Genomic DNA, 17,442 nt, shown 5'->3' on the forward strand with positions numbered 1-17,442 from the left:
CACTTCGCCATGATCCGCACACTTCATTTACTGCGGCATTGTCCAGGATTGCAGCTGATAACCTTCCTCGCTCAATTCGGCGCGAACCTGTTCCAGCAAGGATTCAAGTTGAGCCGGGTCGGTGTAGGCGCTGCTGGGGATCTGCTTGCGGCCGATACGGGTGCTGGTGCGGTCGATGACGGTCAGGCTGAGTTCGCCAGTGCCGTCCTGTGGGGCCCAGGCCACGCATTGGAAGGGTTTAAATGCGCGGTCGGCAATCAAAAGAGCTTCGTTGATACGGAGCGGGGCGTTCATGGGGTTTTCTCTCGTCTGTGCCCAATCAAGTGATGTGCCGTCAGTTGGGCTTACCGTTCGGCTGGTTACTAGTACTGATGCGCGCAACAGGGGGGCGGGTCACACACAATCAAAAGAAATTTCAACTTTCTTTTATAAGTTCAACTGCAAGGGCTGCGTTGAAAGCTGGATGAAAGGTTCAAACCCGTCAGGTAACTGACGTAGGTGTGTTTTATAACGAAAACGACGTTAACCTTATAGTTAAACGATACAAGGCAGCGTCAATATCTTGCTAACGTTACATTCAGGACTGCCAAACGACTGTTTCCAATAACTTTTCTTATTTTTTTGGCGCCAAGGAACAGTCATGATCGAAACGCCCGCATTGCGACGTTTGCTAGTGGTTGATCCGTGTGACGACTGCCATCGCTTATTACCCGGCCTGCGTACGATCGGCTGGGATGTCGACAGCTGTACCCTGGAGAACGCCGCCGATCGTTCCTGTGATGTCGGCCTGCTGCGTCTTCAACCTTTACATCTTGAGCGTCCTGAAGCCGTCAAGGAGCTGATCAGCCGCAGCGGTACTGAATGGATCGCTGTTCTCAATCAGGAGGTCCTGCGGTTGCAGAATGCCGGCGATTTTGTCTGCGAATGGTTTTTCGATTTTCATACCTTGCCGTTCGACGTCTCCAGGGTGCAAGTAACCCTTGGACGGGCATTCGGTATGGCGCGTTTGCGCGGTCAGGGCACGATTCACGTCAACCAGCCCGAGCATGAACTGCTGGGCGACAGCCGGCCGATTCGTGAATTGCGCAAATTGCTGAGCAAATTGGCGCCTACCGAGTCGCCGGTGTTGATACGAGGGGAAAGCGGCACCGGTAAAGAGCTGGTCGCCAGAATCCTGCACCGTCAGTCGCAACGCCGCAGCAAACCGTTTGTCGCGATCAACTGTGGTGCGATCCCCGAACATCTGATTCAGTCCGAGCTGTTTGGTCACGAAAAGGGCGCGTTTACCGGCGCCCATCAACGTAAAGTCGGACGCATTGAAGCCGCCCATAGCGGTACCTTGTTTCTGGATGAGATAGGCGATTTGCCGCTCGAACTGCAAGCCAACCTGTTACGTTTCCTTCAGGAAAAACACATCGAACGGGTCGGCGGTAGTCAGCTCATTTCGGTGGATGTCCGGGTACTGGCGGCCACCCACGTGGATCTGGAGTCCGCGATTGAAGCCAAACGTTTTCGCGAGGATTTGTACTACCGACTGAACGTCCTGCAGGTGGTTACTGCACCGCTACGCGAGCGTCACGGCGATCTGCCGATGCTGGCCAACCATTTTTCCCACTTCTACAGCCAGGAAACCGGACGTCGGCCGCGCAGTTTCAGCGAAGACGCGCTGATTGCCATGGGCAAACACGATTGGCCGGGCAATGTTCGTGAGCTGGCGAACCGCGTGCGTCGAGGGTTGGTGCTGGCTGAAGGCCGACAGATCGAGGCGCGGGATCTGGGGCTGATCAGCCAACAGGTGATCACCACGCCGATGGGTACCCTCGAAGACTACAAGACCCGCGCCGAACGCCAGGCATTATGCGACGTACTGAACCGGCACAGTGACAACTTCAGCGTGGCGGCTCGGGTGCTGGGGGTTTCACGGCCGACTTTCTACCGATTGCTGCACAAGCATCAGATCCGCTAGGGCGGTGAAATGCAAAGGCCCGCTGCGATGTGCGTCGCAGCGGGCCTTTTTCTTGTGTGGTGTTTAGAAGTAGTACGGGAATTTCAGGCTGAAGGAGAAGGCCGGTGCGTCCTGGGTCAAGCCGATGGCGAGGTTGGGGACTATCGTCAGTTTGTCGGTTGCCGCCAGGGTCAGGCCGATGTTGAAGTTGGCAGCGTTGTAGTCGCTGTCCGGGATTGTTTGCCAGTCCTGGCCGCTTGGTTTGACTTTGCTTTTGCGGGCGAATTGGTCGGAAAACGAAAACGACATACTCATTTTCTCGTTCAAGGCAAACGCAATGCCGGCGCCGATCTGCCAGGAATCGCCCAGTTTCACGTCTCCCGGGACCGTGGAATTTACAGTGGGGCTGATATCGCTGAAGGAATCCTGCTTGTTGTAGGTATAGGACAGGCTGCCGAAGAGCACGGCAGGGTCGAAGGTCTTGACCAGCGAGATACCCGGGGTAATCGACCAGACACCGTTGCCGGTAGGGAGTGACTGAGGTACCGACAAATTGTCGTTGCCCGGGTCTTTGACCAGCTTGATTCCGTACGGATCTTTACCGGTCGGCGCCTTGACTCGCAGAGTGACGACCGCGTCGGGCAGGCTTTCCGATTCATCCAGGAACTTGTAGGCAACACCAAAGTTGACATCGCCTATGGTCGGATCGCGCTTAACGGTGGCGTCGGATGAGACCGGGGCTGCGCCTCCTGCACCACCAGAGGAGTACGTCGATTCTCGATAGACGATCGGGACGTTGATGTCGAATTGCCAGCGTTGCGCCACGTTATAGCGGCCTGTCAGGTCCAGGGTCCAGTTGTCGGCCTTGATGCGGTCAATGTTGATGTTGCCGAGAAAAATCGAGTCAAGCGCCAGAAAGCCATTGAGCACCAATGCACGGGTATCATAGTGCGTATAGGTCATGCCCGTTTCGAGACTGAACTTGCCACCACCGAAGAAGCCGCTGGCTTCGTCATACAGGTTGGACACGCTTTGCGCCGGTCCCGAGTCCTCCTTGAGCGACTGCCCATACGAACTGGTCCCAGGGGCACCCGTGGCCACGGCCTTGGCGCCTGTGGTCTGTTCGGCAGGGGAGCGAGTCAGGCGCTTGGGAGCAGGCGTTGCAGGTGTTTCTTCGACTTGTTTAACGCGCTGCTCAAGTACCATCAGCGCGTTCTGTTGTGCTTCGTAACGCTGTTTCAGCTCCATGAGTTCTTGTTTTAGGGCTTCTACCTGGGGGTCCGGTGCTGCTTGCAGCAATGTGGCCGGGACCAGGGTACTCAAACAAACGACAGCTCTGAACGCGAACGATCTGTGCATGGGTTAGCCGTCCCTTCTGACTACATTTGACCAGACTGAGCGTAGATCAGTATCCGAGAGTGCGTAGGCCTTTTAGTTGGTCCAGACTGCAGTCCAGCGCCCCGACGGTCGGCAGGTTGTTGCGCAGGACAACATTGAGGGACGTCAGGTTGTTCACCTGGTTTCTTCCGCCGAGCAAGGTCGCGTTCTGCATCAGGCTGCCCTGGGCAAGGCGTTGCACGGTACTGCCCTGATTGTTGTTGGCCTGGATGCTCAACTGCACGCCAGCGCTACTCGACGACATACTGAAAGTCCCGGCACCGTTGGAAGCGGACAGGGTCGTGCCGGCGGCCAATGGCTGGCCCTGGGTATCCATTTGTGGTGCCTGGTTGGCTTCTTTGACGTTGATGTCGACATTGTTGTAGGCGCTATTGTAGTCGCCTGCGGCGCGCACGACCTGGGTTACACCCTGGGTGGTGCTGAGACCGCCGCCGCCGCTGACATTGCCAGAACCCTGGGAGACCGGCGAACCATCACCTTTCTTGTCGATCATCGACACATAGAACTGTGGCTTGATGGTCGATTCTTGAATCTGCATCGAGGAGGTTGCCCCGATCACTTCACCGCTGGCATTTTGCCAGGTACTGGTCATGACAACCCCGAAACTGATGATCCGGCCCGGCATGACAAACCGGCCGCGAAGGGTCGCCAACTCCTGATCCTTGAGTTCAATCGGTTTGAACGTGAGTGCTTGTGTTGGCAGGCTGGCGGCCAGGCAAACGACGGCCAGCCAGTATGGAGTCTTCATTGGATACTCCCGGAGCTTCGTGCTCCCTTGTCATTAGAAAAAGTCGCTCTGGATGAATCCGAAATCCATCAACTCTGCGTCCCGCACCGGGCTGAAGGTGTTGATGCGGTTCTTGGCGGTCAGTGGCAAAGGTGGTTCGCGCAAGACGTTGGTCTTTTCGTAGCCCTGGCCTATGACGGCGAAGATGATGCCGTTCCAGCTTTTGACAAAGTCGTCGAACTTGAAGCGTTTGTGACCGAGTACCGGATCACCGATATACACCCAGTCTTTCTCCGCTTTTTGCATGACCACGAAGTGCTTGTAGCCGCGGATGTCCATGAGCACGATGACCGGAATGGCGACACTGGTCAGACCTTCCGGCGTTACCCGGTAACCACGGGCCCGCATGCCGATACTTTCCACGTAACGCTTCATGTCGAGCATGGAGAAGCCCTGGACGCGAACCAGATTCTGGTCGGAGTGAGCCAGCATGCCTTCGATGACTTGTGCCTCGGTTACGTCCAGCCAATAGGCCTGGCGCAATATGGTCGCCAGGGAAGCTGCACCGCAACTGAAGTCGGTTTTCTGTTGGACCAGGTCGGCAAATTTGCGCTCACGCATGCTCTGGACCGGTTTGAAAACGACCGCTCCACCCGGCAAGACGGAAAGCGGGATTTGTCCCGCTTCGCTCAGGCCAGCCAGAAAGACCAGGAGCGCCAGGGCGAAAATGCGCATGATCGGAAGCCCTCGTGCAAGAGTGAAAAAAAGCCCCCCGAAGGGGGCTCTCCAGACTCTGGAGCTTTGTTTACAGGCAGGTTCTGCAACCGGATGCAATGGACAGCGAGTTGCTTTGCTGGTTGCCAGCACCGGCAGCCACGTTGACGCCCAGGTTGCCACTGCCACCATTCACCGAACCGTTCAGGTTAGCAGTGTTGGTCACAGGGTTTGCCCAGCCAGTTGGGGTCAGCACTTGCCAGGACACGGTGTTGCTCAAGTCGAAAGAACTGGACTCGCTGAAGCTACGAGATTTGTCTTTCGATTCGCTGCCAGATGCGTCGAACGATGTGCTGCCCGATTTGTCGATCGATACACTTTTCGATGCGCTGTGCGATGTTTTGTTTGATTTGTCGATCGATGCGCTGAGCGATGCATCGATATCCGCGTCGAAGTTCGCACTGCTGCTGCTGTGATGGCGACCCTGATTCCTGCTAGAGCTAAGGTCCACGTCCACGTCCACATCCAGATTAGCTTTCACAGCTGCGTGAGAAGCAGAGGCGCTGGCAGATTTCCAAGAGGATTTCGCATCAAAGTCCGAACTAAAGGCCGTATCAAGATGCTTGGTAAAGTCCGAAGCAGAGTGCGATGAGGAGGATTTACTGAAAGACTCATCACGGTCGACTGTAGTGGTACGCGACAGCGTATCCAGGCGGTACGTCCGATCGGCGTTGTTATACACCGTCAGGCCTGGGCCAGTTTGATCAGCACTCGCGGTTGCGGTAGCGTGCTTACCGCCAGACACAGCGATCGCCATGGTGTTTTTCTGTTGGTTAAGGTCGCCAGCAGCCATGTTGATGCCCAGGTTGCCGCTGCCGCCGTTGGCCGAACCGCTCATATTGGCGCTGTTGTTGGTGGATTGGTTGTCGACCTCGTTGTTGCGTTGGGTTTGCGTGACCTTGGCGGTTGCCACCACAGACCCGAAGACAAACGAGCCATCGCCGCTGGCAATGGCCGCAGCGTTGTCTTGTTGGTTGCCGTCGCCTGCTGCAACGTTGACGCCCACGTTACCGGAGGCACCCGTGGCCGAGTTGGTCATGTTGGCAGTGTTTTTAGTCCCTTCATTGCTGATGTAGTTGTTAGTGCTGGTTTGTTTATCTGTAGCGTTGGCAGTGGCGCCAGCATTGGTGGTGTCTTTTGGATTTACGTGATGACGATGATGATGCTCGTCACCACCCTGACCAGCTTGTGCAGCAATAGCCATTACCGCAGCGATTGCGAAAACCAGAGGCTTGATTGCCATTGTGGGTTTCATGCTGATTCTCCGTACTTTATTTTTAGGTTAAGTGTTGTTTTTTACCTTTTGGGTCAATCCGCGACCCGTACGCTCAGGGTGTTGGCCGTTCGGTTTCCCACCCCGGCGCTCTGATTCAACTGGATCACCCCACGGCTACCGGTGAAGGCCTGGTCGCTGGTAGCGACCTGGCGATGGCCAGGAGTAAGATCCGTTGAATCGGAGTTGTTGAGCAGCGCCACGTTCTGTTGCATGAGGACGCTGTCGTCGATACTTTGCGGCGTAGCACTGATGCTTATCCGCAGGGCGTTGGCTTGCTGGTTGCTGGCGCCCGAGCTCTGGTTGACCCCCAGTACGCCATTGCCGTTACTGAAGGCGTTGCCTTTAATGGCCGACTGGGCATCGATCCTGGGATCGACGTGAGTACGCAACCGTTGGCGAATCTGCGTGGTGGCGCTGGCGTCGGTGTCAATGGCGAGGGCACGGGCGTTGGCCTGTTGTTGCTGATCGCCAGCCGCCTGGTTGACCGAGAAGTTGCCTTGGTACTGGCTGCCGGAGTTGTCGATGGTGGCAGTATCGATGGCAGGAGGTTGGGCAAAGGTCGGCGCACTGCACAACATGGCCAGAATCAGCAGAGTGCGATTCATTTCAACGGTCTCCCGATAGCATTTTCAGAGCGCCCAGGCCTTGCTGGATGGTGCCGTCGATCCTGTTGGCAATACCGTTGCCGGAGCCTGCGGAATGTCCTGCGGACAAGCCGGGCAGCTGTGACTGAGCGTTGATGTTGCCGCTCAGCGTGCCGGTGGCTTGAGTGATCGTGCCGGCGATGCTTGCACCGCTGCTGATACCGGAAATGTCACTGTCCGATAATTCGTTGGTTGCACTGATGACTTGCCTGGACGGGTTGGCATTGACGGTCAGGGGGTTAGGGTCGGGAACCATGGGGGGGCGAGTCGCGTTACGCGTTTGGACTTCCCGCTGGATGACGATGATCCCATCGGCGGCGTGGGCAGGCAGACTGATGACAGAGCTGAACGCACATCCGAACAGCAGGAGGCGGATAAAGCCTTTATCGATTGTCTCCACGTCGGCACTCCCTCTTCTTTTGTGCGCTGGCCTTGGTCAGCGTTGTGAAGGAGCGAGCAGAAGCTGTGCCGCTTTCTATTTATTGATTGAATTCAATAGGTTAGGAATTCAGGCAGGAGATGGGATGTTTGAGCTGTATCAACCGTGAGACAAGATCTGCCGTCGAGAGTCAGCCATACCTGTCGAATAGCTCTAAATCAAGTGTTTGCGGCCGGGTGTACCAATGACTTAACAGTCAGCATGACAAGAGGATGAAGGCCCTTGATATGGGCTGTTGCGCCGCACTGGGGTGTTTCAGAAACGGACATATAAGCCCTGAACACGGGGGAAATCGGGGGGAAGTCCTGATGGGGATGCCGTCACGGCGTCAGCAGTTGCCCCACGGCAGCCAATGCCTGGCGACGGCGCTCGACCCAGTCGCCATTGATGATCTGTAGTTTTTGCTGGTGCTGTTCCAGCCAGGTTTTTGTTGCGTTAAAGAACGCCAGACGCCGACTCGGATCCGGCTGGCAGCGTTGGCCGTCATCCGTCCAGTCAACCGATTCGGGAGAAAGCAGCAGGTGCAGGTCGTAATGCCTGGCCAGCAGCGCCTCTTCGATCCATGCGGGGCATTCGCCAAACAGGGTTTGGCTCCACAGCACATTGCTCAGCAGGTGTGTGTCGAGAATCAGCAGCGCAGGGCTCTGGGCTCGAGCGCTGTCTTCCCAGGCCATTTGACCACGGGCAATCTGCGGGATATCGGCAAGGCAGGTATCACGAGGGTTCTGTTCAATGAAATAGCGGACGTATTCACCTACCAGTAGCCCGCCAAAATGGCGTTGAAGCTCTGCCGATAACCAGCTTTTGCCGCTGGATTCCGGGCCGGTGAGTACCAATACTTTCATGCGCGCAATGCCGGATGGGCCTGCCATTCGCGCCAGCCTTGCACGGCGATCAGCGTAAACAGCCCATAAAGTGCGGCGGTCAGGTACAAGCCCTTGTAGATGAACAGCCCGACGAAAATCACATCGACGGCAATCCACAGCGGCCAGCATTGCAGGCGTTTTTGCGCCATCCACAGTTGCGCCACCAGGCTGAAGCCGGTCAATGCCGCGTCCAGCCAGGGCTGAGCGGCGTCGGTCCAATGGGCCATGGCCGCGCCCAGCAGCAAACTGCCGACGGCACCGACGGCCAACCCCACCCCCATCGAGCGGCCGTCCAGTTGCGTGACTTGCCGTCCATCATGCGCTTTACCGGCGCGGGTCCACTGCCACCAGCCGTAGAGCTGCAAACCGGCGTAGATCACCTGCAGCAGCATGTCCGAATACAGCTTCACCTCGAAGAAGATCCAGCTATAGAGCAGCACCATGACCAGCCCGATCGGCCAGCACCAGGGGTTCTGTTTGACCGTCAACCAGACGGCAATCACGCCGAGTGCGGCGGCAAACAGTTCAAGCCCTGACATGAGGGTTCCTTGGTGAAGTTGAAAAGGGCGCCGATTGTAACGGCACAAGAATCACCTTGTACCGTGCGACCTACACCCGAAATTGACGCAACAGGCCATTCAACTGTTCACTGAGCTCTTTCAAACGCACGCTCGCGACGCTTGACTGCTCAGCGGCCAACGCGGTGCTGTGAGACAAGCCCGCGGCCTGGGTGACGTTGTGGTTGATGTCCTCGACCACATGCGCCTGCTGCAGGGTTGCGCTGGCAATCGAAGCGTTCAGACCGTTGAGGTTGCGCAGGGCCTGGCCGATCGCGTTCAGGCTGGCACCGGCCAACCCGGCCTGTTCAATGGTCAGCTGCGAGGCACGACTGCTGTCGCCGATCACTTTGACTGCCGCCTCGGAATGGTTCTGCAAGCGCTCGATCATTGACTGGATTTCAGCCGTGGACTTTTGCGTGCGCTGTGCCAGCAGCCGGACTTCATCGGCCACCACCGCAAACCCCCGTCCTTGCTCACCGGCGCGGGCCGCTTCAATGGCCGCATTGAGCGCCAGCAGGTTGGTCTGTTCGGCGATCGAGCGAATCACTTCGAGCACGCTGCCGATCTGTGTGCTTTCAGCGGCCAGGGTACGGATAACCTCAACGGCTTGATCGATGGTGCTCGACAGCTGATCGATCTGCTGCAAGCTCCCATCGATGTTCACTTGCCCCTGTTGTGCCTGAGCTTGCGCATCGCGCATTTCGCTGGCGGCGTGTTCGGCATTCCTGGCCACGTCCTGCACGCCATAGGTCACTTCATTGATGGCGGTCGCCACCAGTTCCATTTGTTGCGATTGTTGCTGGCTGCGCGCCTGGGCTTGGGCTGCATCGCTGCCCAAGTCGCTGGATGACTGCCCCAGGGCACTGGCGGACTGTTGCAGCTGGCTGATGACCAGACGCAATTTTGCCGTAAAGGCGTTGAAATGCCGCGCCAATTCGGTCACTTCGTCCTGTCCGTGGGTATCAAGGCTACGGGTAAGATCGCTTTCACCGCTGGCGATGTTGGCCATGGCGTTCACGGTTTCCTGGAGCGGGCGCACGATACTGCGCGCAATCAGGATCACCAGCAGCGCCATCAACACGGCGATAGCAAGCCCGGCGAACGATGCTTGCCACACCTGTGCGTAGAATTCGGCCTGCATGTCATCGATGTACACACCCGAACCAATGACCCAGCCCCAGGGTTCGAAGAGTTTTACGTAGGAGGTCTTCTGGACCGGCATGCTGGCGCCGGGTTTCGGCCAGCGATAGTCAACCATGCCGGCGCCTTTGGCCTTGGCGATGACCACCATTTCGTTGAACAGCGCGAAGCCGTCCGGATCCTTGATCGAGGAAAGGTTCTGGCCTTCGAGTTTCGGATTGGTCGGGTGCATGACCATCACGGGCGTCAGGTCGTTGATCCAGAAGTAGTCGTTCTGGTCGTAGCGCAAGCCGCGCACCACGCTCAAGGCCTGCTTCTGCGCCGCATCGCGGGTCAGGGTGCCGGCGGTTTCCAGGCCGTGGTAGTAGGCCAGAATGCCACTGGCCGTCTGCACCACATGTTGGGTTTTTTGGGCCTTGGCTTGATACAGGTCATCGTGGATCTGCTTGAGCATCAGCACACCCAACGTCAACAGCATCAGCACAGCCACAATCAAGATGAGCCACAAACGACGGCTGATCGACACACTGCGCAAGCTATCCATAACCTTGTTACTCCGGTTTCTTGTTCTTGTCATAAACGATCACCCGCATTCAGGCACGCTTTTGCTGCCAAGCCAACCCTACTCAAGTCCAATTACGGCGCAGCGTTATTCAGGCATGTCTGATAGGATTTCGGCCGCGTCAGCAGAAACCTGAATTCACGCTGATTTCTCAGGAGATTTTTACTGTTTTGCGAGGATCTTGCGTGCGTCGTCATTCAGCTACGCTGGCTGATCGCAGTAAGTGATTAACTATTTTTAACGAGGGCATGCCTTGGAGGCATTGCTTCATGGGGGATTGATGGATCTTTGGACCGCCGTTCAGGCTTTGATTCTTGGCATTGTAGAAGGACTGACAGAGTTTTTGCCCATCTCCAGTACCGGGCACCAGATTATCGTCGCGGATTTGCTCAACTTCGGTGGCGAGCGCGCGATGGCGTTCAACATCATCATTCAGCTCGGCGCAATCCTGGCCGTGGTCTGGGAGTTTCGCCGCAAGATCCTCGACGTGGTGACGGGCTTGCCCACGCAGCGCAGCGCCCAACGGTTTACCGTCAACCTGTTGATCGCTTTCATGCCGGCCGTGGTGTTGGGTGTGATCTTCGCCAACGTGATCCATAAATATCTGTTCAATCCGATTACCGTGGCGACGGCGCTGGTGGTGGGCGGAATCATCATGTTGTGGGCTGAGCGTCGCGAGCACTCCGTGCACGCCGAAACTGTCGACGAGATCACCTGGAAAGACGCGCTGAAGGTCGGTTTCGCCCAGTGTCTGGCGATGATTCCCGGCACTTCGCGCTCCGGCTCGACGATCATCGGCGGCTTGTTGTTCGGCCTGTCGCGTAAAACCGCCACCGAGTTTTCGTTCTTCCTGGCCATGCCGACCATGGTGGGTGCCGCGGTTTATTCCGGCTACAAGTACCGCGACCTGTTTCAGGCCGCTGACCTCCCGGTGTTCGCTGTCGGCTTCATCACTGCGTTTGTTTTCGCAATGATCGCGGTCAAGGGCTTGCTGAAGTTCATTGCCAGCCACAGCTACGCAGCGTTTGCCTGGTACCGCATCGCGTTCGGCTTGCTGATTCTGGCGACCTGGCAGTTCGGTTGGGTCGACTGGGCAGCCGCCACATCATGATCGAGCCACGCAATGGGCGCGGGATTCAAAACCCGCGCCTCAAAGGCCTGGTGTTCCTGATGCTGTGCGCCTTGCCGGTTTTTGGCTCGATACTTCTAGGGTGGCGCGGGATTTCGCTGATTCCGCTTGCGGCCTACGCCGTTGTCAGCCTGCTGGCGTTCTTGCTGTACTGGAGCGACAAGCGCAAGGCCCGGACAGACAACTGGCGTACACCGGAAAACGTGCTGCATGCAGTCGAACTGGCCGGTGGCTGGCCGGGTGCCTTGCTCGCCCAGCAAGTGTTTCGGCACAAGACGCGCAAAGTGTCCTATCAGTTGGTGTTCTGGATCATCGTGCTGCTGCATCAGGTGTTCTGGATCGACCAGTTGTTCCTTGGCGCCGGCTTCTTTAGCTTGCTCTAAAGCAACAACCCGACCTGCACGCGCTTGGGCAACTTGCTTACCACCAGCTGGTGAGAACGTTGCAGCAAGCCTTGCAGCTCATCGGCGCCAAGCGGGTAGGGCGTTTGCATGATGATCCACTGCGCCCTTGCCAGATAGGGCGCAGGCCCGATGCCCGGTCGGTCGACATGCCCCAGAAACAGCTCTTTGTCGACCTTGAACGCCAATGATTCGCCCCGCAAGTTTTGCAGGGCGAACATCTTGTTTCCGGCGACTGAAAACACCCGCACGCCGCCCCATTTGTAATCCTCTTGCGCGCCGGGCAGCGCCAGGCAGAAACGCGCCACGTCTTCCTCGGTCATCGGTTTAGCCTTCATAACAGTCGATCCCCGCAGGCTTTGAATGCTTCGGTCAAATGATCAATCCAGGCGCGCACCGCCGGTAGTAAACCGCGCCGATGAGGGTAGACCGCCAGCAGCCAACCGCCAGGCAGCGACCACTCGGGCAACAACTGCACCAGCGAGCCGTTTTCCAGTTCCTCTTCGCAGTACATCATTGGCAGCAGGGTGAAGCCAAGACCCGCCAGCGTACACGCCTTGCGCACGATGAAATCATCGATCCCCAGTCGCGCTTCCAGCGTCAGGTCACAGCTCCTGCCTTGAGCGTCGAGCATGCGCAGATGCACCAAGCGATCGGCTTCCAGAGCGCCGAGCACCGGAACCTGTTTCAGATCTTCCGGGCTGCTGATCGGGTGATCGCGTAGAAAGGCCGGGCTGGCAATCATCACCATTTGCGCCTGACGCAGGCGCCGGGTGACCAGTAGCGGGTCTTCGTCACCCAGTTCACGCACTCTCAAGGCAACGTCGATGCCTTCGGTCACCAGATCGACCCGGCGGTTGAGCAACTGCATCTCCAATTGCACGTGAGGGAAACGTTCCAGAAAGGAACTGATGACCGATGGCAGAAATTCGTGAGCCAATCCAACGGGGCAGGACACCCGTAACCGCCCTCGGGGCTCGCTGGACATGCTGGCGACCGCCTCGTCAGCCATCTCGGCCTCCAGCAGCATTGCCTGACAATGGCGCAAGTAGCGCTCGCCGACGGCGGTCAGCTTGAGCTGGCGAGTGGTGCGCTGGAGGAGGCGGGCGCCCAGGCGCTCTTCAAGTTCGGCGATGCGCCGCGACAGCCGCGACTTGGGAATGCCCAACACGCGCCCGGCGGCGGCGAAACCGCCGGCTTCGACCACTTTGGCGAAGTAGTAGAGGTCATTGAGGTCTTGCATGGTGTCACTCGATTGTCCTGTCAGTAGGACAAACTATCGCATTGTTGCTGACTAATCAGCTATTGGTTTCGTCTGTAGGATTGTCCCCACTAGATCGCCCAGTGGCGATCCTCACTTGGAGATCCCACATGAAACTCTTGCACATCGATTCGAGCATCCTTGGCGACAACTCGGCTTCCCGTCAACTGAGCCACAGTGTCGTCCAGGCCTGGAAAACCGCCGAGCCTGCAGCCGTGGTTACCTACCGCGACCTGGCCAGCGACGCCATCAGCCACTTCTCCGCAGCGACTCTGGTCGCGGCCGGCACCACCGCTGAGCTGCGTAACGCCGCACAACAGCACGAAGCCGAGCTGAGTGCTTCGACCCTGGCTGAATTCCTCGCTGCCGATGCCGTGGTGATCGCGGCACCGATGTACAACTTCACCATCCCGACTCAGCTCAAGGCCTGGATCGACCGCATTGCCGTTGCCGGCCAGACTTTCCGCTACACCGAAGCCGGTCCTGAAGGCCTGTGCGGCAACAAGAAAGTCGTGGTGGTGTCGACTTCCGGCGGTATGCACGTGGGTCAGGCGACTGGCGTCGGCCACGAAGAGTACTTGAAAGTCATGCTGGGCTTCATGGGCATCACCGACCTCGAGTTCGTCCGCGCCCATGGCCTGGCTTACGGTGACGACGTTCGCAGCAAAGCCATGAGCGACGCTCAGGCGCACATCAGCGAGCAACTGTTCGCTGCTGCGTAAGGCTTTCGTAAAGAGTTAAAAAGCTCAGGCAATACCCACTAGACTCCGTACCCTGATCGTCGTAAAACGATCGGGGTACGGAGTTTTTCTGTTTCTGAATTAAAAGTGCTGGTGTTTCAGGTGTTGGCCCAGGTTATGCAGTCTCGGGTTATCGGCCCCCGTTCTGCATAGGCCTTGAAAGCGGCAAACGCTTACACAAGGCTCTAAATCCAAGGAATTGGAAGAGAACGGGTATTCCAATCAGGTAACAAGGTGGGGCATCCCATGGTGCGTCTTTGTGCAACGTTACTGATCTGCCTGCTCAGCAGCCTGAATACAGTGCAAGCCGCGTTTGCGCCGCACCCTACTAATTGGAGCGTTGGCTACCATGTGCTGACGTTTCTTGATCCGCTGGATTTGCAGCCGATGCGGGCCATCGCCTTTTACCCGTCGACCGGTATCGAACACTCAAGCAAGGTCGAGGGCTATCAAATTCAAGCAAGCGAAGATGCGAGAGTCGCCATTGGGCGCTTTCCGATGCTGATGCTGTCCCACGGCAACATCGGTACCCCATTGGCCTTGCATGACCTCGCGACATCGCTGGCACGCAAAGGCTTTGTGGTGGTGGCGGTGATTCACCCCGGTGACAACTCCAAGGACCACAGCCGCCTCGGCACGCTGAGCAACCTCTATGGGCGGCCGATCCAGATTTCCGAAGCCATTACCGCCACGCTGGCCGACCCCATGCTGTCACCGTTCGTCAATCCCGACGAGGTCGGAGTGATCGGCTATTCGGCCGGTGGCGAAACGGCATTGATTCTCTCGGGCGCCACGCCGGACCTGAATCGGTTACGCCGTTACTGTAAAGAACGTCCTGACGACGGAGACGCCTGCAGCACCAACGGTGAACTGATTGTCGACCGCGATGACTTGCGGCCAGTTGCCGATCCTCGGGTTCACGCTCTGTTGCTGATGGCGCCATTGAGCCTGAAGTTTGGTCGCCATACCTTGGCCGGTGTGCATGTGCCGGTGCTGCTCTATAGCGGCGATGGCGACAAACTGGTCGCGCTCGATAAAAACGCCGCAGCGCTGGCTCGCAAACTACCCGTCGCTCCTGATTTCAAACTGCTGGCCGGGGCCGGGCACTTCGTGTTCATGGCGCCGTGTACCAAGGACCAGCTCGCGGCGATGCCGGCGTTGTGCACGGATGCTGACGGCGTTGACCGTGAGGACATTCACCGTAACCTGTTCTCCGAAGCCGGGCGTTTCTTTGCTCAGACCCTGAGCAAGCCAAGCCGGGCCGGGATGCAGACCGCCGATCAGACTTCCCCGTAGACGCCAGGGTCTTACGACGGGCTGAGTGCTGAACGACGTTTCAGAATCAGGGTCAGCCCCAGTCCGGTGATCGACAGCAGCGCCGCGCAGAAGAAAATCCACGAGTAGCCCAGGTTCAGCGCCACTGCGCCCATCAACGGTCCGGCCATCGCCAGCGCCAGATCGAAAAACACCGCATAGGCACTCAAGCCGGCGCCACGACTGGTGCTTGGCACTTGCTTGATCGCCTCGACACCCAACGCTGGATACACCAGCGACAGACCAAACCCGGTGAGCCCCGCACCCATCAACGCCACCGCCGTTGAAGGCGCCATCCACAGCAGGCCGAGCCCCAGGGTTTCGATGCTCATGCAGGCGATTGCCGAGCTGAACCCGCCAAAGCGGTTGATGCTGGAGATGAACAGCAAGCGCGCGAGGATGAAGCAGATGCCAAAGACCGTCAGGCACCAGGCCGCGCCGGTCCAGCCGCGACTGATATAGAACAAGGTAATAAAGGTGGTGAGCGTACCGTAGCCGATCGAGGCCAGGCTCAGGCTCGCGCCAAAGGGCGCGATGCGGCCGAACACCGCCCAAAACGGCAATCGCTCACCGCGAATCACCGGCACCGAAGGTTTGTTGCGAATCAGCAGCAGTGCCGCCAGAGCCAGCACTGAAAGGGCAATCCCAAGACTGGCGAACCCCAACTGACCGACCATCACCACACCCAGCGGCGCACCAATGGCAATCGCGCCATACGAGGCAATGCCGTTCCAGGAAATCGAGCGGGCGGTATGCTCGGCGCCCACTTGGCCCATGCACCAACTGATGGTGCCGACACCGATCAGGCCTTGGGCGATCCCCAACAACAATCGACCGCCGATCAGAATCATCAGGCTCAGCAATGGCAGGTTCTGCAACAAGGTCGACAGCAATGTCAGCACGCCACTGAGCACGATCCCCAGCAAGCCATACACAATCGCCCGTTTGGTGCCGATGCTGTCGGACATCCGACCCGCCATGGGGCGGCTGAGCAGGGTGGCTAGGTACTGCGAGCCGATGGTCAGGCCAGCGACGATGGCGCTGAAACCCAGTTGCTCATGCACATAGCCCGGCAACACAGCAATCGGCAGGCCGATGCAGAGGAAGGCAACAAAGGTATAAAAAACGATGGAGACGATCTGCAGGGTGATCGCCATGGAGCTGACGGGAGGCGGTTGTTGCGCAGACATGAGAGCTCGTTCGCGGGTGGGCGGTTAGAGAGCTGCATCATGGCGCGGGTCTGAAATAAAAGGAAGCAGGCTAACGGTTGTTTTCAGGGGATGGGTGCCTGTAAGACCGCCTTCGCGGGCAAGCCCGCTCCCACACCGGATCTGTGTCTGACCACACTGTTGTGATCAACATAGAACCCATGTGGGAGCGAGCTTGCTCGCGAAGGCGTCGGTTCAGGCAACGTTGAAACGATGGTTAGTTCAAACCCAACTTCCCACGCAGGGTCGACAGGTCTTCAGCCAGGGTGTTGACCGGGCCGACCAATGCCTTGCGGTCGTTTTCCTTGACCTTGTCGTAGGTCTCGAAACCACCGTCGGCGGTTTTGTACTTGGCCAGAATCTTGTTCACGCTGGCGAAGTTCTTGTCGACTTTGGCAACGAACACCTTGTCCTGTTTCTCGAGCTGCGGACGGAACAGGTCGACGATTTTTTTCGCGCCGTCGATGTTGCCCTGGAAGTCATACAGGTCGGTGTGGCTGTAGCGGTCTTCTTCACCGGAAATCTTGGTGGCGGCGACTTCTTCGAGCAAGGTGGCCGCGCCGCCCACCACTTTCTCTGGCGGGAAGGTCAGGCCGGCAACGCGGGTTTGCAGGTCTTTGACGTTTTGATTCAGACCGTCGGCCAGTTCACCGAGGCCCTCGGTGGTTTTCTCGGAGAACAGCGTGTACTCAATGCGGTGAAAACCGGTGAAGTCTTCCGCCTTGACGCCTTTTTCGTGGTCGTTGACGCGCGAGTCGATGGACGCATCGAGGTCACTGAACAGTTCGGCCATCGGCTCGATCGACTCGTAGTAAACGCGGGTCGGCGCATAGAGCTTCTGAGCGGTAGCCAGGTCTCCTTTTTTCACCGCGTCGGTGAACTGCTGGGTGTGACTGGCAAATCCGTCGAGCTGTTCGGTGACGTAGAATTTGTAATCCGAAATCGGTCCCACCAGATCCAGCGGCGCTGTGGCGGCGAAAGCCGAAAGTGGGGCGTGGAGCAAGCCAAGGGCAACCAGCAAAGCGAGAGGCGACTTTTTCATGGGGCGTTTCCGTGGG

Annotated in this window: 19 protein-coding genes; 5 read left to right on the forward strand and 14 right to left on the reverse strand. The window is 57.9% G+C overall.

Translation table 11 applies throughout. From position 1 onward, the window contains the following. Positions 1-27: 27 nt before the first annotated feature. Positions 28-294, reverse strand: a complete 267-nt coding sequence (locus AC1RPZ_RS00135; RefSeq protein WP_493133609.1) for a hypothetical protein — start codon at positions 292-294, stop codon at positions 28-30. A gap of 346 nt (positions 295-640) precedes the next feature. Here AC1RPZ_RS00135 and AC1RPZ_RS00140 point away from each other — a divergent pair, with 346 nt between their 5' ends. Then, a complete protein-coding gene (locus tag AC1RPZ_RS00140) occupies positions 641-1,966 on the forward strand; it encodes a sigma-54 dependent transcriptional regulator (protein ID WP_493133611.1) in 1,326 nt (441 codons plus the stop codon). 63 nt (positions 1,967-2,029) lie between these two features. Here AC1RPZ_RS00140 and fapF read toward each other — a convergent pair whose 3' ends face one another. The 9 genes from fapF to AC1RPZ_RS00185 all read right to left on the reverse strand — a co-directional run bounded on the left by fapF (position 2,030) and on the right by AC1RPZ_RS00185 (position 10,313). Continuing rightward, on the reverse strand, positions 2,030-3,304 hold the full coding sequence (gene fapF / locus AC1RPZ_RS00145; RefSeq protein ID WP_493133613.1) for a fibril amyloid transporter FapF: 1,275 nt from the start codon (positions 3,302-3,304) through the stop codon (positions 2,030-2,032). A 46-nt stretch (positions 3,305-3,350) separates the two neighbouring features. Beyond that, positions 3,351-4,091: a fibril amyloid subunit FapE gene (fapE, locus tag AC1RPZ_RS00150; protein WP_493133615.1), complete on the reverse strand. Its 741-nt coding sequence runs from the start codon at positions 4,089-4,091 to the stop codon at positions 3,351-3,353. A gap of 33 nt (positions 4,092-4,124) precedes the next feature. Continuing rightward, complete coding sequence (gene fapD / locus AC1RPZ_RS00155) at positions 4,125-4,805, reverse strand: fibril amyloid maturation endopeptidase FapD (protein WP_493133617.1); 681 nt, start codon at positions 4,803-4,805, stop codon at positions 4,125-4,127. 70 nt (positions 4,806-4,875) lie between these two features. Further along, entirely contained in the window at positions 4,876-6,099 is a 1,224-nt protein-coding gene (gene fapC, locus AC1RPZ_RS00160) for an amyloid-like fimbrin subunit FapC (RefSeq protein ID WP_493133619.1), read from the reverse strand. Positions 6,100-6,152: 53 nt separating this feature from the next. Further along, positions 6,153-6,725, reverse strand: a complete 573-nt coding sequence (fapB, locus tag AC1RPZ_RS00165; protein ID WP_493133621.1) for a fibril amyloid subunit FapB — start codon at positions 6,723-6,725, stop codon at positions 6,153-6,155. A gap of 1 nt (position 6,726) precedes the next feature. Further along, positions 6,727-7,164, reverse strand: a complete 438-nt coding sequence (gene fapA, locus AC1RPZ_RS00170; protein ID WP_493133623.1) for a functional amyloid chaperone FapA — start codon at positions 7,162-7,164, stop codon at positions 6,727-6,729. Positions 7,165-7,523: 359 nt separating this feature from the next. After that, positions 7,524-8,048, reverse strand: a complete 525-nt coding sequence (locus AC1RPZ_RS00175) for an AAA family ATPase (RefSeq protein WP_493134757.1) — start codon at positions 8,046-8,048, stop codon at positions 7,524-7,526. Continuing rightward, positions 8,045-8,608 (reverse strand): nicotinamide riboside transporter PnuC, encoded by a 564-nt coding sequence (gene pnuC, locus AC1RPZ_RS00180; RefSeq protein ID WP_493133625.1) that lies wholly within the window; start codon positions 8,606-8,608, stop codon positions 8,045-8,047. The genes AC1RPZ_RS00175 and pnuC overlap by 4 nt, the downstream gene beginning before the upstream one ends. 70 nt (positions 8,609-8,678) lie before the next feature. Continuing rightward, a complete protein-coding gene (locus AC1RPZ_RS00185; protein ID WP_493133627.1) occupies positions 8,679-10,313 on the reverse strand; it encodes a methyl-accepting chemotaxis protein in 1,635 nt (544 codons plus the stop codon). A 298-nt stretch (positions 10,314-10,611) separates the two neighbouring features. Here AC1RPZ_RS00185 and AC1RPZ_RS00190 point away from each other — a divergent pair, with 298 nt between their 5' ends. Both AC1RPZ_RS00190 and AC1RPZ_RS00195 read left to right on the forward strand, forming a co-directional pair. Then, entirely contained in the window at positions 10,612-11,442 is an 831-nt protein-coding gene (locus tag AC1RPZ_RS00190) for an undecaprenyl-diphosphate phosphatase (RefSeq protein WP_493133629.1), read from the forward strand. Next, the gene (locus AC1RPZ_RS00195; protein ID WP_493133631.1) at positions 11,439-11,843 is read left to right on the forward strand and encodes a DUF1294 domain-containing protein; all 405 of its coding nucleotides are present in this window, start codon (positions 11,439-11,441) and stop codon (positions 11,841-11,843) included. The genes AC1RPZ_RS00190 and AC1RPZ_RS00195 overlap by 4 nt, the downstream gene beginning before the upstream one ends. Here AC1RPZ_RS00195 and AC1RPZ_RS00200 read toward each other — a convergent pair. Further along, positions 11,840-12,199: an MmcQ/YjbR family DNA-binding protein gene (locus tag AC1RPZ_RS00200; RefSeq protein ID WP_493133633.1), complete on the reverse strand. Its 360-nt coding sequence runs from the start codon at positions 12,197-12,199 to the stop codon at positions 11,840-11,842. The two genes, AC1RPZ_RS00195 and AC1RPZ_RS00200, sit on opposite strands and share 4 nt — an antisense overlap. After that, positions 12,196-13,104, reverse strand: a complete 909-nt coding sequence (locus tag AC1RPZ_RS00205) for a LysR substrate-binding domain-containing protein (RefSeq protein WP_493133635.1) — start codon at positions 13,102-13,104, stop codon at positions 12,196-12,198. The genes AC1RPZ_RS00200 and AC1RPZ_RS00205 overlap by 4 nt, the downstream gene beginning before the upstream one ends. A 128-nt stretch (positions 13,105-13,232) precedes the next feature. On the opposite strand from AC1RPZ_RS00205, the gene AC1RPZ_RS00210 reads away from it, so the two are divergent. Further along, positions 13,233-13,844 carry an FMN-dependent NADH-azoreductase gene (locus AC1RPZ_RS00210; RefSeq protein WP_493133640.1) on the forward strand — a complete coding sequence of 204 codons (612 nt, stop codon included), beginning with the start codon at positions 13,233-13,235 and terminating at the stop codon, positions 13,842-13,844. 264 nt (positions 13,845-14,108) lie between these two features. Continuing rightward, complete coding sequence (locus AC1RPZ_RS00215; protein WP_493133644.1) at positions 14,109-15,158, forward strand: alpha/beta hydrolase family protein; 1,050 nt, start codon at positions 14,109-14,111, stop codon at positions 15,156-15,158. An 11-nt stretch (positions 15,159-15,169) separates the two neighbouring features. On the opposite strand, the gene AC1RPZ_RS00220 is transcribed toward AC1RPZ_RS00215, so the two are convergent. Both AC1RPZ_RS00220 and efeO read right to left on the reverse strand, forming a co-directional pair. Further along, a complete protein-coding gene (locus AC1RPZ_RS00220; protein WP_493133648.1) occupies positions 15,170-16,366 on the reverse strand; it encodes an MFS transporter in 1,197 nt (398 codons plus the stop codon). 235 nt (positions 16,367-16,601) lie between these two features. Next, positions 16,602-17,426, reverse strand: a complete 825-nt coding sequence (gene efeO, locus AC1RPZ_RS00225; RefSeq protein WP_493133653.1) for an iron uptake system protein EfeO — start codon at positions 17,424-17,426, stop codon at positions 16,602-16,604. Positions 17,427-17,442: the final 16 nt, after the last annotated feature.

Source organism: Pseudomonas sp. GW822-FHT02D10, from assembly GCF_058802345.1.

What these genes read in the sequence shown, in the direction of transcription:
- AC1RPZ_RS00135 (WP_493133609.1), bottom strand. Translation starts at nt 294, where the DNA reads ATGAACGCCCCGCTCCGTATCAACGAAGCTCTTTTGATTGCCGACCGC.
- AC1RPZ_RS00140 (WP_493133611.1), top strand. Translation starts at nt 641, where the DNA reads ATGATCGAAACGCCCGCATTGCGACGTTTGCTAGTGGTTGATCCGTGT.
- fapF (WP_493133613.1), bottom strand. Translation starts at nt 3,304, where the DNA reads ATGCACAGATCGTTCGCGTTCAGAGCTGTCGTTTGTTTGAGTACCCTG.
- fapE (WP_493133615.1), bottom strand. Translation starts at nt 4,091, where the DNA reads ATGAAGACTCCATACTGGCTGGCCGTCGTTTGCCTGGCCGCCAGCCTG.
- fapD (WP_493133617.1), bottom strand. Translation starts at nt 4,805, where the DNA reads ATGCGCATTTTCGCCCTGGCGCTCCTGGTCTTTCTGGCTGGCCTGAGC.
- fapC (WP_493133619.1), bottom strand. Translation starts at nt 6,099, where the DNA reads ATGAAACCCACAATGGCAATCAAGCCTCTGGTTTTCGCAATCGCTGCG.
- fapB (WP_493133621.1), bottom strand. Translation starts at nt 6,725, where the DNA reads ATGAATCGCACTCTGCTGATTCTGGCCATGTTGTGCAGTGCGCCGACC.
- AC1RPZ_RS00175 (WP_493134757.1), bottom strand. Translation starts at nt 8,048, where the DNA reads ATGAAAGTATTGGTACTCACCGGCCCGGAATCCAGCGGCAAAAGCTGG.
- pnuC (WP_493133625.1), bottom strand. Translation starts at nt 8,608, where the DNA reads ATGTCAGGGCTTGAACTGTTTGCCGCCGCACTCGGCGTGATTGCCGTC.
- AC1RPZ_RS00185 (WP_493133627.1), bottom strand. Translation starts at nt 10,313, where the DNA reads ATGGATAGCTTGCGCAGTGTGTCGATCAGCCGTCGTTTGTGGCTCATC.
- AC1RPZ_RS00190 (WP_493133629.1), top strand. Translation starts at nt 10,612, where the DNA reads ATGGATCTTTGGACCGCCGTTCAGGCTTTGATTCTTGGCATTGTAGAA.
- AC1RPZ_RS00195 (WP_493133631.1), top strand. Translation starts at nt 11,439, where the DNA reads ATGATCGAGCCACGCAATGGGCGCGGGATTCAAAACCCGCGCCTCAAA.
- AC1RPZ_RS00200 (WP_493133633.1), bottom strand. Translation starts at nt 12,199, where the DNA reads ATGAAGGCTAAACCGATGACCGAGGAAGACGTGGCGCGTTTCTGCCTG.
- AC1RPZ_RS00205 (WP_493133635.1), bottom strand. Translation starts at nt 13,104, where the DNA reads ATGCAAGACCTCAATGACCTCTACTACTTCGCCAAAGTGGTCGAAGCC.
- AC1RPZ_RS00210 (WP_493133640.1), top strand. Translation starts at nt 13,233, where the DNA reads ATGAAACTCTTGCACATCGATTCGAGCATCCTTGGCGACAACTCGGCT.
- AC1RPZ_RS00215 (WP_493133644.1), top strand. Translation starts at nt 14,109, where the DNA reads ATGGTGCGTCTTTGTGCAACGTTACTGATCTGCCTGCTCAGCAGCCTG.
- AC1RPZ_RS00220 (WP_493133648.1), bottom strand. Translation starts at nt 16,366, where the DNA reads ATGTCTGCGCAACAACCGCCTCCCGTCAGCTCCATGGCGATCACCCTG.
- efeO (WP_493133653.1), bottom strand. Translation starts at nt 17,426, where the DNA reads ATGAAAAAGTCGCCTCTCGCTTTGCTGGTTGCCCTTGGCTTGCTCCAC.